This window comes from Streptomyces sp. NPDC051913, from assembly GCF_044593635.1.
GTDB lineage: Bacteria > Actinomycetota > Actinomycetes > Streptomycetales > Streptomycetaceae > Streptomyces.
The window spans coordinates 1-11,872 of record NZ_JBIUCI010000042.1; the positions used below are offsets into that span (position 1 = coordinate 1).

At 68.4% G+C, this 11,872-nt stretch carries 10 protein-coding genes and 4 pseudogenes; 11 read left to right on the forward strand and 3 right to left on the reverse strand.

The features are described 5' to 3' along the window. Positions 1-254: pseudogene (locus ACIHIX_RS47650) on the forward strand (TetR/AcrR family transcriptional regulator); the annotation flags it as partial. 1,273 nt (positions 255-1,527) lie between these two features. Here ACIHIX_RS47650 and ACIHIX_RS47655 read toward each other — a convergent pair. After that, the gene (locus ACIHIX_RS47655; protein WP_399966942.1) at positions 1,528-2,409 is read right to left on the reverse strand and encodes an SDR family oxidoreductase; all 882 of its coding nucleotides are present in this window, start codon (positions 2,407-2,409) and stop codon (positions 1,528-1,530) included. 88 nt (positions 2,410-2,497) lie between these two features. Here ACIHIX_RS47655 and ACIHIX_RS47660 point away from each other — a divergent pair, with 88 nt between their 5' ends. The 3 genes from ACIHIX_RS47660 to ACIHIX_RS47670 all read left to right on the forward strand — a co-directional run bounded on the left by ACIHIX_RS47660 (position 2,498) and on the right by ACIHIX_RS47670 (position 3,906). Then, complete coding sequence (locus ACIHIX_RS47660) at positions 2,498-3,076, forward strand: TetR/AcrR family transcriptional regulator (protein WP_399966943.1); 579 nt, start codon at positions 2,498-2,500, stop codon at positions 3,074-3,076. Positions 3,077-3,178: 102 nt separating this feature from the next. Then, positions 3,179-3,607 carry a hypothetical protein gene (locus ACIHIX_RS47665; protein WP_399966944.1) on the forward strand — a complete coding sequence of 143 codons (429 nt, stop codon included), beginning with the start codon at positions 3,179-3,181 and terminating at the stop codon, positions 3,605-3,607. Continuing rightward, a complete protein-coding gene (locus tag ACIHIX_RS47670; RefSeq protein WP_399966945.1) occupies positions 3,601-3,906 on the forward strand; it encodes a hypothetical protein in 306 nt (101 codons plus the stop codon). The genes ACIHIX_RS47665 and ACIHIX_RS47670 overlap by 7 nt, the downstream gene beginning before the upstream one ends. A 195-nt stretch (positions 3,907-4,101) precedes the next feature. Here the strand turns inward: ACIHIX_RS47670 and ACIHIX_RS47675 are convergent, their stop codons facing one another. Both ACIHIX_RS47675 and ACIHIX_RS47680 read right to left on the reverse strand, forming a co-directional pair. Next, on the reverse strand, positions 4,102-4,278 hold the full coding sequence (locus ACIHIX_RS47675; RefSeq protein ID WP_399966951.1) for a DUF3117 domain-containing protein: 177 nt from the start codon (positions 4,276-4,278) through the stop codon (positions 4,102-4,104). Between the two features lie 45 nt (positions 4,279-4,323). Further along, positions 4,324-4,818 (reverse strand): annotated as a pseudogene (locus tag ACIHIX_RS47680) (DUF3117 domain-containing protein); the annotation flags it as partial. 793 nt (positions 4,819-5,611) lie between these two features. Between ACIHIX_RS47680 and ACIHIX_RS47685 the strand changes: the two are divergent. From ACIHIX_RS47685 to ACIHIX_RS47715, 7 genes and pseudogenes are all read left to right on the forward strand, one after another. After that, positions 5,612-6,127 (forward strand): putative immunity protein, encoded by a 516-nt coding sequence (locus ACIHIX_RS47685; RefSeq protein ID WP_399966946.1) that lies wholly within the window; start codon positions 5,612-5,614, stop codon positions 6,125-6,127. Between the two features lie 420 nt (positions 6,128-6,547). Further along, positions 6,548-6,952 carry a hypothetical protein gene (locus tag ACIHIX_RS47690; protein WP_399966947.1) on the forward strand — a complete coding sequence of 135 codons (405 nt, stop codon included), beginning with the start codon at positions 6,548-6,550 and terminating at the stop codon, positions 6,950-6,952. A gap of 12 nt (positions 6,953-6,964) precedes the next feature. Then, a pseudogene (locus ACIHIX_RS47695) lies at positions 6,965-7,209 on the forward strand (transposase); the annotation flags it as partial. Positions 7,210-8,184: 975 nt separating this feature from the next. After that, on the forward strand, positions 8,185-8,814 hold the full coding sequence (locus tag ACIHIX_RS47700; protein ID WP_399966948.1) for a hypothetical protein: 630 nt from the start codon (positions 8,185-8,187) through the stop codon (positions 8,812-8,814). 236 nt (positions 8,815-9,050) lie between these two features. Further along, positions 9,051-9,368 carry a VWA domain-containing protein gene (locus ACIHIX_RS47705; RefSeq protein WP_399966949.1) on the forward strand — a complete coding sequence of 106 codons (318 nt, stop codon included), beginning with the start codon at positions 9,051-9,053 and terminating at the stop codon, positions 9,366-9,368. A gap of 175 nt (positions 9,369-9,543) precedes the next feature. Further along, positions 9,544-10,532, forward strand: a pseudogene (locus tag ACIHIX_RS47710) (DUF6308 family protein). 368 nt (positions 10,533-10,900) lie between these two features. Then, positions 10,901-11,587: a pentapeptide repeat-containing protein gene (locus tag ACIHIX_RS47715; protein ID WP_399966950.1), complete on the forward strand. Its 687-nt coding sequence runs from the start codon at positions 10,901-10,903 to the stop codon at positions 11,585-11,587. Positions 11,588-11,872: the final 285 nt, after the last annotated feature.

Consider the following 11,872-nt stretch of genomic DNA (forward strand, 5'->3'; position numbering starts at 1 on the left):
GCCGCATCGCCCGCTTCCTGGCCGACAGCCGCCTCACCGGCGAACACGCACTCGCCCAGCGACTGGCCCGCGCCGTCGAGGAGGGCGACCTGCCCGCAGGCACCGACCCGCAGGCACTCGCCCGCTACGTCATGGTCGTCAGCGAAGGCAACGCCGTACACGCGGCCGCCGGCGTGCCTCGCGCAGCCCTTCACACCACCGTCGACATCGCCCTGCAGGCGGTACCTCGATCGCACACTGGCGTCCCGGCCTGAGAACGGTCCGGTATCCGCCCCCGCCAACTCCACATGTCGGCACCGGAATCACTCCCTGAAGTCGCTGAGCCCGTGACGAGACGGGGGCGCGCCACAGACCGCAACAAAGCACCGTCCTGCGAGGAACACCGTGCAGCAGACTGGGCGCCGACCCCCTACCGCGACCTCGCCCGAAGCGCCGACGGCGAAGGAGCCAACTCGCTCGATCTCGTCGCGAGGAGCCTGCCGACAGTCAACGGCTGCAGCTCGCCGCGGGAGCCGGCCACTGGGGCGCCGCCTACTGCCTGCACCTACACCTGCACTCTTCGCCCTCGGCGAGACCCGCGAGGCACACCAGTGGCTGCAGGAGGTCACCGATGACGTCCTCGACTCCGAAGCCGCGTCGAGTCCCAGTTCTTGCAGGGAGCGGCCTACAGGCTCGGCAGCGGGGCCGTGACCCTGCTCATCCTGTGGTGGGAGACCCGGCACTGATGCCTGTGGTGGGCCCCGTCTGAGGGCCCACCACGTCCTGGGCAACCCGCCGTTCGCACTCCACTGGTCGGCGGAGTCCCGTGCCAGCAGAACCTCAGGCAAGTCCGAGCCCGGCAGCGGACCGGACGGCCAGGAATCCTGGATGGCACCGCACAGCGTGCACGTGCAGTGCCGCCTTCTCGGCAACATCCAGGGACAGCCCTCAGTGTGGGCGCACCCGACAGTGCCGCGAAGGGAAGGTGTAGGACGCCTCGGTCAGCCCTGCGTCGACCGTCCGCTCGAGGTCACGAGGCGTCCGGCCAGTTCCTCAGCGTGTCGTCTGTTGCTTCGTCGGGTGAGGGTGATGCAGGCCCCCGGGCGCCCGCGGTCGCCGATCCATTCCGTGAACTTGGCGTCGGCTTCGGCCTGGTCGCCCCATCGGCCCTGCATCGTGATCCGGCCGGACGGTCACCTCGCCGCGAAAGCCGATGGGCGGCTGGTCAGCGGTGGTAGCGGCGCGTACGTCTCGACCCCGTGTACGACGAACCAGAACTGGCGGCTCTGATCGTCGACGTGGCCGGCCGCGCCGGGACGTCGTGGGCCGCTCATCGCGGACTGGGTTGGGCCTGGTCCGTATCGAGGGCAGACGGTGGCGGCTCCTGACGTCGCTCTCACGGCGGGTTTTGGTCCGGTAGGTCTGCATGCGTGACGCGAGGGGAACTGGCCCACACGGAGAGGCAGTTCATCGTGCCGTACTTGCCGACCGGAGCGCGCGGCCGGGGGAGAGCTTTGCAGGGCTATGCCCGGACGTCCCGGTTGCCGGTCAGGGATGGATGTTCTCCAGGTCCTCGAGAAGGCTGGGGTGCTTGGGTTCCCAGCCGAGTGCCTGCCGGGTGTAGGTGCTGGAGGAGGGCTGGTCGCTCGCGAAGATCTGGCCGAGGGGGCCGAAGGTCTCCGCCGAAAGCGGCTCGACCGGCAGGCCCAGTCGTCGGCCGATGACTGCGGCGATGTCGTGGACCTTGTCCCCCTCGTCGGCCACGGCGTGCCAGGAGGTACCCGCTTCGGCGTGTTCCAAGGCGAGCCGGAAGAGAACTGCTGCGTCGAGGGTGTGCACGGCCGGCCAGCGTTGGGTGCCGTCGCCCGGGTAACCGGACACTCCGGTTCGGCGAGCGATACCTGTCAACAGGCCGGCGAATCCACCGGAGCCCTGGTTGTGCACCGTGCGCGGCAGGCGTACGGCACTGCTGCGGACCCCACGCGACGACAGGCCCAGGACCGACGTGACCGCACGGCCGCGACCGCCGACCGGCCCTTCGGTCATCAGCGGGTCGGCTTCGGTGGAGGCGCGGCCGGGTACCTGGGGCGTACCCGAGCAGGTGACCAGGGGGCGGTCGCTGCCGGCGAGTGCCTCGCCGAGGGCTGCGAGGGCGGCGCTCTCCTCCGCGACCGCCCTGGCGAGGGCGTCGGGGCTGCTGAAGTCGTTGGCGAATGCCAGGTGGATCACTCCGTCGGCCCGGGCGGCGCCGGCGCGCAGCGTGTCCAGGTCCGCGAGGGCACCGAGGAGGGGCTCGGCACCGGCCGCGGTCGCGGCCTGCGCGGATGCGTCGGAGCGGGTCAGTGCGAGGACGGTGTGGCCGTTGTCGAGCAGTTCGGCGACGACGGCTGAACCGATCAGACCGGTGCCGCCGGTGACAAGAACGCGCATGGGAAACTCTCCCAGAGGTGATGGGACTCTTGTCCCATCACTCTAGCGCAGTGATGGGACAAGAGTCCCATCACCTAGAATGGTGACCATGGGCAGATGGGAACCGGGCGCACGCGAACGTCTCGTCATGGCTGCCGTCGACCTGTTCACTGAGCAGGGGTACGACGCCACGACGGTCGCGCAGATCGCCGAGCGCGCAGGAGTCACCAAGAGCACCTTCTTCCGGCACTTCCCCGACAAGCGTGAGCTGTTGGTGGCCGGACAGGAGACGCTGAGCCGACTGCTGACCGAGGGAATCGCCGACGCACCCGCTGACGCCAGCCCGCTCGAGGCGGTGGCCGCCGGCCTGGAGCGCGCGTCGAGCGTGATGGGCCCCATGAGTCGCGAGCTCGCGCCTCGCCTGAAGGCGGCTGTCGCTGCCAGCGCCGAGCTCCAGGAGCGTGACGCCCTCAAGAGCGTCAGCCTCGCGGCCGCGATGACGACCGCTCTCATCGCCCGCGGCACACCCGATCCGACCGCTGCTCTGGCGGGGGAGCTGGGGGTCCTCGCTTTCAAACGGGGATACGCCCAATGGTCCGAGGGTGACCGTGACGGCAAGGACGAGCTCGCCGGGTACACCTTGGCGGCCCTGGACGAATTGCGTGCAGCGAGCGCTTCGCTGGGCTGACCGGCAATCTCACTCGCCGGGCACGCAACTGTGCCGTAGCCAGTTTCAAGAAGCGTCAACAAGCAGAGCCGAGGCATAAGGCGGGGTGAAGTTGCGCCGCAGTTGCGTGTCGACGGGGCCCAGCCGCAGGACCGCCGCGGCGGGCGCAACAAGTACTTCCAGTTCACCGCGATCCACGACCGCACTCGCCTGCGCTTCCTGCGCATCTATCCATCGTTCAACCAGGCCACCGCCATCCAGTTCCTGGACTACGTCGTCCAGCGGCTGCCGTTCCAGGTCGAGGTCATCCAGACCGACAACGGCGCTGAGTTCCAGTCAGCCTTCCACTGGCACGTCCTGGACAAGGGCATCGCCCACACCTACATCAAGCCCCGAACTCCCCGCCCAACGGGAATGTTGAACGCTCGTACCGCATCGACGCCGAGGAGTTCTACGGGCTCCTGGACGGCGTCGTCATCGACGACGCCGGGGTCTTCAACGACAAGCTGCGAGAATGGCTGCACACCGACCTGGCCCCGCACAATGTGCTGATCGACAACAGGGCTCACGTCATCGACTGGGCATGGCCCACGCAGGGCGCGGCATTCATCGACTCCCACGTCCTGGCCATCCGCCTGATGCAGGCCGGGCACACGGCCGAGCAGGCAGTGAACTGGGTGAGCCGCGTCCCGTCATGGCGCAAGGCACCCCGGACGGCGCTCGTTGCCTTCTCCGCCGCGTCAGTGCGCAGTTGGCGGGAGATCGCGCAGGCAGACCCTCAGCCCTGGAAGGTCGCCATGGCCGGGCATGCCGCGGAGCTGAAGGCCTACTTCCTCATGAAGTCGGACTGACGATCTGAGGGGCGCCGGTGCAGTTGTGGGGGCGCCGGTCTGATGTAAGTGCGGTGTTGTTGTCTGTGGCGAGTGCGGGAACTCGCCGGGCCGGTGCGGGTCTAGGCATTCCACTGGGGCGGCTTGCGCAAGGTGGCGTGGACGTCGCGCTCCATCCGCTCGGCGGTGCGACGTCAATGTCACTGGCCGACGACGTCAGCCGATGACGTTGTCGAGTTTGTCGGCGAGGGTGTCGGCCTCGTGTGGGGTGAGTTCGACGACGAGTCGGCTGCCGCCTTCGAGGGGCAGGCGCATGACGAGGCTCTGCCCCTCGTCGGTGACTTCGAGCGGGCCGTCGCCCGTGCGCGGTCTGATCCCGGCCCGGAGGCTCAACGACTGGGTGGTGTCACTGTCGTTGCTTGGGTTTCTGAGTTGCTCGGCGAGGGCGCCGGCCTCGTCCGTGGTGAGGTCGACCACGAGCCGACCGCCGGTGTCGAGCGGCACCCGTATGACGATGCTGTAGGGCTCGATGCCCTCCTTCTCGGTGACTTGGAGTGGGCCGTCGCCCGCCCGCGGCTCGAGCCTGGCGCGCGGCTGCAGGAATCCAACGCCGTTGAGGGACAGTGCCTGCGTCAGGTTGCTTTCGGTCTTGACTGCGCACGTCCCCAGAGCGGGTGTCGCGGTGGCGGAAGGCGCTAGGACGAGCGTGGCCCCCAGAACCAACGATGAGGCGACGAGCGAGGTGACGGCATTAAGCCGGATACGCCGGGCCATGATGGATGTCCTCCCTCGCGATGAATGCAGGGCGCTGCGGAAACACGGAGGCAAATCGCTGCGCTGGCGCTCGGGGATCCTTCCAGCCGCAACGCGACAACGGATGTACGGCCGCTGCGCCGCTGGGGCGCCGAGCTGCTCGGAAAGGCGCCGCTCCATTCATCCTCACCCTCCCCGACTCGGGTGTCGACCGGACAGCCGGGCGAGCCAGTCTGACGGGCAGTGCGGGGCGTCCTCACATGTGAAGAACAGATCGATGACGACTGAGGAAATGTCGGGCCCGAAGGCGAGGTAGGTGCCGTCGCAGCCGTGCTCACCGGGCGACCTGGCGGCGTGGTTCCCGATGGTCCGGGTGCGCCGGTATTGGTCATCGACCCGGCCCCCGGGGAGTGCGTCGGCTGCTGCTTCGTCGATGACCCGGAGGTGCCGCGCTGCTGCGCCTTCTGCCAAGCGGCGAGTTCGGCGGCCTGCTGTGCTGCGTCGATGCGCGGGGGATGCGGCCGCCGGGCGCTGACGCAACGTGGTGGGTGCTGGGGGCCGTGTCCATGATCGACGGCGCAGTCACCGTGGCTTTGTCCGGCAAGGTGGCGTAGATCTTCAGCCGCTCGGGGTGGCGGTCGGCGGGCTGGTTCAAGCGCAGGGCGGGGCTGGCCTCGTCGATGGTGAGCCGTCGCAAACTTCGGCTGCAAGTCGGTGAGTTCGGCTGTCTGGGAGTGCGTGCCTGGCTCCCTCGCGGCTCGTCGGCGAATGCGTCGGACTTCTCCTGGGCGTTCGTCACCGTGTTCGCCACCGGCAAGCACCTCGTGGACGACGTCGTCGCCCGTGTTTCTGTGAGAGGGGCGGTCGGTGCCTGGCAACTCGTCCCGTCCGGCCCGGAAGTGGCGGCTGGGCTTGCGGAGCGTGCTCCGGGCTTGCAGGCTTCGCTTCCTACCAGAGGTAAGGAACGCCAATCATGATCCTCCCGAAGGTCAGGGATCTCCGTTTCGTGACGATCCGCCGCGGTGGCACCCTCACTGATGCGGACCACCGTCTCCTGGCGCTGTGGGCGGCGGCCTGCGCGGAGCACGTTCTTGGGCTGTTCGAGTCGGCCCGGCCCGAGGATCCGCGGCCGCGTGAGGCGATAGAGCATGCGCGTGCCTGGGTGCGTGGCGAGGTCAAGATGATGCAGGCTCGTGCGGCGGGCGGTCATGCGATGGGTGCGGCCCGTGATCTGCGTGGCGCGCCGCGGCATGCGGCCTATGCCGCGGGTCAGGCCGCGGTGGTGGCGCATGTTGCTGCGCACGAGCTGGGTGCGGCGGCCTACGCGATCAAGGCGGCGCGTGCTGCCGCGCTACAGGGTGAGAATGAGGCCGCGGGGCGCGTGGAGTGCCAGTGGCAGCGCGACCAGCTTCCGGAAGGAATCCGCGAACTCGTGCTGGACGACCAGCGGCTGCGCAACGGTATCTGCTGGTCGGTCTTTGACTGCTGAGGCGGATCCGCCGGCACGGTGCCGGAGAAGGCGACGCTCACTGGCGATCGGCCCCGCCGGAACACCCATCGGCGGGCGTGGCCGTCAGAGTTCATCGGCATCGTGAACGCCGCCCTTCGTCGGCATTTTCAACGCCGTGTAACAAGGGGGGTGACGGCCAGGGGTGGCGGAGAGGCCGTGCGGGTTTCGTTCCAGAGGTGGAAGGACACCATCGGTTCCTCCAGGTTCTCAGTCAAGTAGGCAGGGTCTTGCCGTAGTAGGGGTTGTTGCTGCCGAACAACGTGGACGGGCTGGCTTATAGCACATCGAGTGCTTTGTTGTCTTTGGCTTCGATCAGCCTCGAAAGCATGGTTGGTTCCAGTGGCTACTGCGACGATGCGCGTGTCCACCGACGGGGTGGCAGTACCGGAAGGACACACAATGAAGCGCATCCTTGCCTCACTTGGCGCCGCGGCGGTGCTGACGGCCGGCGCGGTCGTCCTGACGCCGGTGAGCGCGTCGGCGGCGAGCGGTTGCTGGGGCGACGCGGGACAGAAGTCGTTCGACGGAAAGACGTACACCGCCCGCTACTGTCACAACTACCTGGGTGACGTTGTCGGTTTCTACAGCACGGACGACACCGGCTATCTGTACGCCGGCGACAACTGGTTCGTCTGCCAGAAGCAGGCGGGCGACAACGAGCCGGTCGGCGACGCCCTCAACAACTGGTGGCTCTACACCCAGGGCGATGACGTCTACTCCCGCGACGGCTGGGGCTGGTTCCCTGCGAACAAGGTCTCGGGCGGCAACAACTACGAGCCCATCCCGGGTCTGGCCGTGTGCTGACGCCCGTTCGACGTGAGTCTGCTGCCTGCTGCTGTCCGGAGGGAGGCGTTTGCGGAAGCGTCACGCTTCCCGGGTGAGTTCTACGGGTGTCTGACCGCTCGGCGCGACGAGTTGTTCGATTTCGCCGACGCGGTGCTGTGGGCGGAGGGGGCGGTGACGTCCCCGGTGGATCTGGCGCTGCTGCCCGAGCATCGTCGTGGGCATGGAGCGATGTACGGGGGATGAACACCGGTCGGATCGACATCGGACGGCTGCGGACCGCTGGGCCTGGCTCGTGATCGTCGTCCGCACCCGGCTCCGGCTCGGCCGGCCGCTGGTCGTAGACCTCCGCCGGCTCTGGGGGAGACGCGCCGCCCTCTGCGGCTCATCCCGGTCCGGGTCCGCCGGGGGTTGAGGAGCATCCGTGTCCACCTGGCTTGTCCGAGCCGTGTGCCCGAACTCAGAGGCCTCGGTCTCGGACGGCCACCCGGCGCCAGGAACAAGCATCGGGCACGCCGATACAGCTCGTTCGCCTCACTCAGGAGCCGCACGAGATCCTCGTCGTGGCGGGCCGGTGCCGCGGCGGCGAGGTCGAGGCGGCGCTAAGTCGTCGTCATCGCGAGCAGTATCCCTCGGTTGGGGTGCGGCTGCAGACATCGCACTCATCGCCGTTGTGCAGGAGCACGCCGGGGCCCTCCGGTGGCGACGGGGGAGGGGTGTGTAGGTGATCCGCACATCCTCGGTTCACCTGCGTCCGAGGAGACCGTGTGTGAGAGACGTCGCGTCGGCCAAGATCTGCAAGATCTGCGGGGGCCATGTCGGGCCAGGTGTTCGCCGTCGCGACAGCCGCGTGGAGCTTTCGCGTCATCAGGGCGACCGAGCCGCGCTGGACAGGTGCTTCGCCCAGTTCGCCCCGCCCCGCACCTTGGACTGTGCGGCACTCTTGCGCTCCTGCGTCGCGCGTCGACCGCAGCGCGGCCGAACTCCGGTCGCCAGCCGTCCTGTGCTGCCTCGTAGGCGAGGCGAAGGAGGCCGGTGGGCTAGTGCTGGCGATCCGCTGGTGAGTGTGGCCGACGTCGCGTACAGGACACCGCGCGCAAGGAACGATCGGCTCCGCCGGTCCGTACTATCTCTACGTCAAGGCATTCTTTGGCCATTGCGCGGCCTCCGGCGTCGCCGCAGATCAAGCGCTGCCGCTGCGGACGGGCTTGCAGGCCCTCACTGCGGCCGCGAACTGAGGAAAGGTCAGCACCATGTCCCAGAGCACGACTGCCAGTACGGAACTGTCCTCGCACTACGTCGCCCAGGTGAGTGGCGACCTCGAACGCAATCTGAAGGAGCAGGAACGTATCGGTGCGGAAATCGCCGCTCTGCAGGAGCAGTTGGCGGCCGTCCGGCAGGACCACACCATGCTGGTCAACATGCAGCAGGCGCTCGGTATCGCGGCAACACCAGTTGAGCCGGCCGTCGTGCCCGGCAGTGCGGTGCCCTCTCCCCGGCAGACGGATGGCGCCCCCAAGCGAAGGGCGCGGAAGACCACCGCCGTACGGGAAGGCGCAGCGCCCCGGCAGCCGGCCGGCACAAAGGCCAAGGCCGCAGGTACGGCAAAGACGGGGCCCACTTTGGTGGAACTGATCCGCAGCCATCTTGCCGAGCAGAGTGAGCCACGCTCCGCCGCGGAGATTTCCACCGCGCTCGGCCAAGCCCATCCCGACCGCGACATCAAGACCAAGGTCGTGCGCGTCACCCTCGAAGGGCTCGTGGCCAAGAGCCAGGCACAGCGCACCAAGCAGGGCACCTCGGTGTTCTACACCGCCCCCGACGCACCGCAGGCAACCGCCGAACTCCAGGGCGGAGAGCAGCCCGAGGACACTGACGGCTGAGGCCCTCGGGCAGCAATCGGCGACACCGCGGTGAGAGCCGACGCCGCGATACGCCTGCTCCGCGCGCGTCGTCGAGATCGCCCAGTGCATGGCCCGCCTGATCGCCACCGATCCCGTAGCCAGCCACAAGTGCGGGAGCCCTTCCTGGAAGAGATCCGGCTGGACAACGACCGCGGCCGCATCGGCCAGTTGCACACCCAGGTCGACGGGGGGTGGGGCAAAATGTAGCCCAGGCCATGCGGCGCGCGGTTGGCCATTATCAGAAATCCGGCGTCGCCGGCCCCGCGCTCATCGTCACCCAGGTCGGCGACGAACCCTGGGACAAGGCCCAAGTCCGTTCCCTGCTGCAGAACACCGGCTCCCTCAGGGTGTTCTGGCTGTTCGTCGGGTTCGGCCGCGGCAAGCTCGCCTTCTACAAAAGCCTCAACGCCTCCGCCCCGGCCACCTTCACCAACGTCGCCTTCTACGACGCCAGCAAGAATCCGGGAGCAGTACCCGGCGGGCGGTTCGACACCGGCCTCCTCGACGCGTTCGCCACCTGGATGCGCCCCTAAGCACAGGCCCACCGACGGCGTTCAACCCTGGCGGCCACGAAATCCCACAGCCGTGTTCTTTCATAGGCGCCCAACGGCGCCCTCGAAGGCTCCGTGCGCCGAGCCCTCACCGCGTCACGAGTGTGGCTGCTGCGGCTGCGCGCCCCGTCCGTCCGGCGACCCATCGGAGCAACTGGTGCCCATCCCTGCACTCCCGCCGCATGCCGAGCGCCTGCGCAGCGCCATCAATTCCTCTCAGGCCGTACCCGACTTGCGCCGCTACTTCGGCATCACACTGGCGCCGGGTGAGCGGCCCTTCACGGGAAGCCGTTTCGAGCACCTGGGGCGTGGTGGAGACGGGCCGTCAGCTGTGGACGTGGTGACGGCCGATGACCTCATCGCCGTACAGACGCTGTCGGTCACGCTTCCGCGCAGGCCTGCCTGGACCTGCTCGAGGGCTGGCTGGGAGAGGAACTGTCCGCGCTGCTGAGCCGCATCCCCGCCGATGTGGACATGGCAGCCGTCGATGCCGCCGACCTGTCACCCGGATCGCCCGCCGACACCGCCTGGCACCTGCTCACCGACCAGCACGGCATCGGCTGGGTGACCGCCGGCAAACTCCTCGCTCGCAAGCGCCCGCGTCTTCTGCCCGTCTACGACCAGGTCGTGCGCTGCTTCCTCGGCCGCCCCACGTCGTTCTGGCTCGGCCTGCACACCGCCCTGCGCGCTGATGAAAGCGCCCTGCATCACGCGCTGCTGACGCTGTGCCAGAGGGCAGGTGTTACAGAGACCGTCAGCGCACTGCGGTGCGGCGGCGGTCACGAAGTCGGGGCGGCCGGACGCCATGAACCGCCACCCCGGCCCTCGGAGGGACCGGTGAGCGTGGTCATGCTGTCGGCCGTGGGCGGGGCCGTGCTGACTGGGCGGCCTGGCGGTGTGCTGCTGGATGATCCTGGTGTGCCGGTACTGAACGTCGGTCCTAGCCCTGGGAAGTGTGCCGGCCGCCGTGGTCGGTGGTTGGCGAGTCGTCGCGTCGGGCGGGGAGGTGGCGGTGGGGCTTGCGGGCGTGCTCCGGATTTGCTGTCGGGGTACTGGCTCACGTACTCAGGTCGGTACAGGCTCAAATACAAAGATCCAGGCGCCTCAACTGAGCTGCAAGAGGTGGGTGGTGGGGCCGCCCGATGAGGGAGTCTGTGGACCGCTCCGAGTGGTCAAGGACGCCTACGGCGGCGCTCCGCGCTGGGCTCCGCGGTCGGCGCTGAGGTAGATGAACACGGGGATGCCCGCGATCTCGGCGCAGTGCAGGCCTTCGCCGTCGGGGCTTTCCTGCGGCTGGAAGACCGCCTGGCTGGTGGGTCTGACCTGTGTACGTCGGTGTGCCCGCGTGCCGCACTGTGCTGGTCGTGGCAGCCGCCTACGATCGGGGCATGTGGAGACCCAGTCGGGCGGTCCTGCACCGTCTCTCGGCCCGGTCCCGTCTCTCCAGGCAGCGTTTGCCCCCTGCACCGCAGGCGCCGGCGCCACACCAGGGGTGGCTGGCGTGGGCGGGTGTGGTGACTGCGGTCATCGCGGCCCTGGGCGCGCTGGTCTTCAATGCGTTGTCGGCGGCCTCGACAAGCAGGCAGATCGAGGTCACCCGTCAGGGACAGGTGACTGAGCAGTTCAGCAACGCGGTCGAACAACTCGGCGACGGCGGTATCGACGTCCGCCTGGGCGGGGTCTACGCCCTGGGGCGAGTGATGCACGATTCGCCGGCGGACCAGGCGAGCATCGTCGACGTGCTCTCGGCTTTCGTACGCAACAAGGCCGGTGCGATCCGGCAGCCCGATCTCGGTGCCTCGTCCGCAAGGGTCGCCCGCCGACAGCCGGGCACCGACCTGCTGGCTGCTTTGAGTGTGCTTGCGCGCCGCAGCCCGAAGCACGACGCCCCGGGGCAGCGCATTGACTTGAGGCGCACGAACCTGAGCGGCTTCGATCTGCCCGAGATGGATCTGCATGACGCCGATCTGAGCGGTTCAGACCTGCGTGGCGCGATCCTGGTCGGTACCGATCTCTCAGGCGCTCAGCTCGACTTCGCGAACCTGGCCGGTGCCGACATGACTCTCGCCGATCTTCGCGGCGCGATGATGTGGGGAGCGAACCTCAAGAAGGCCAACCTGGATGGTGCAGACCTGGAGAATGCACGAGCGCTGAATCTCACGGGAGCGCATGTCACCGAGGACACGATCGGCGTGCGTTGAGCTTGTTCCTCGGGTGACTGCGTGGTGCGGCTGACGGGCGGGGCTGAACACCATGACTGGGTTGGTGGCATGTTGCCTGGCGGGCGGGTCGTCGCGGTTGCCTCGTCCGGGAGTGCGAGCGGAGCGCTGTGGTATTGCTCGGTGCTGAATAGCAAGTGTGTCTGGCTTGAAGCTCTCCCCTTCCTTCGCAAGCTCAGGAAGGGGATTCCTGTCTACCTTGCGGCGACGGGTTTGACGGTTGTATCCGCCCTGCGACCGCGCCTTCCGGCGGCCGGGACTGCCACG

Bases quoted from the DNA above. Each gene is read 5' to 3' on its own strand.
- ACIHIX_RS47705 (WP_399966949.1), top strand. From the start codon at position 9,051: ATGCGGCGCGCGGTTGGCCATTATCAGAAATCCGGCGTCGCCGGCCCC.
- ACIHIX_RS47660 (WP_399966943.1), top strand. From the start codon at position 2,498: ATGGGCAGATGGGAACCGGGCGCACGCGAACGTCTCGTCATGGCTGCC.
- ACIHIX_RS47685 (WP_399966946.1), top strand. From the start codon at position 5,612: ATGATCCTCCCGAAGGTCAGGGATCTCCGTTTCGTGACGATCCGCCGC.
- ACIHIX_RS47690 (WP_399966947.1), top strand. From the start codon at position 6,548: ATGAAGCGCATCCTTGCCTCACTTGGCGCCGCGGCGGTGCTGACGGCC.
- ACIHIX_RS47655 (WP_399966942.1), bottom strand. From the start codon at position 2,409: ATGCGCGTTCTTGTCACCGGCGGCACCGGTCTGATCGGTTCAGCCGTC.
- ACIHIX_RS47700 (WP_399966948.1), top strand. From the start codon at position 8,185: ATGTCCCAGAGCACGACTGCCAGTACGGAACTGTCCTCGCACTACGTC.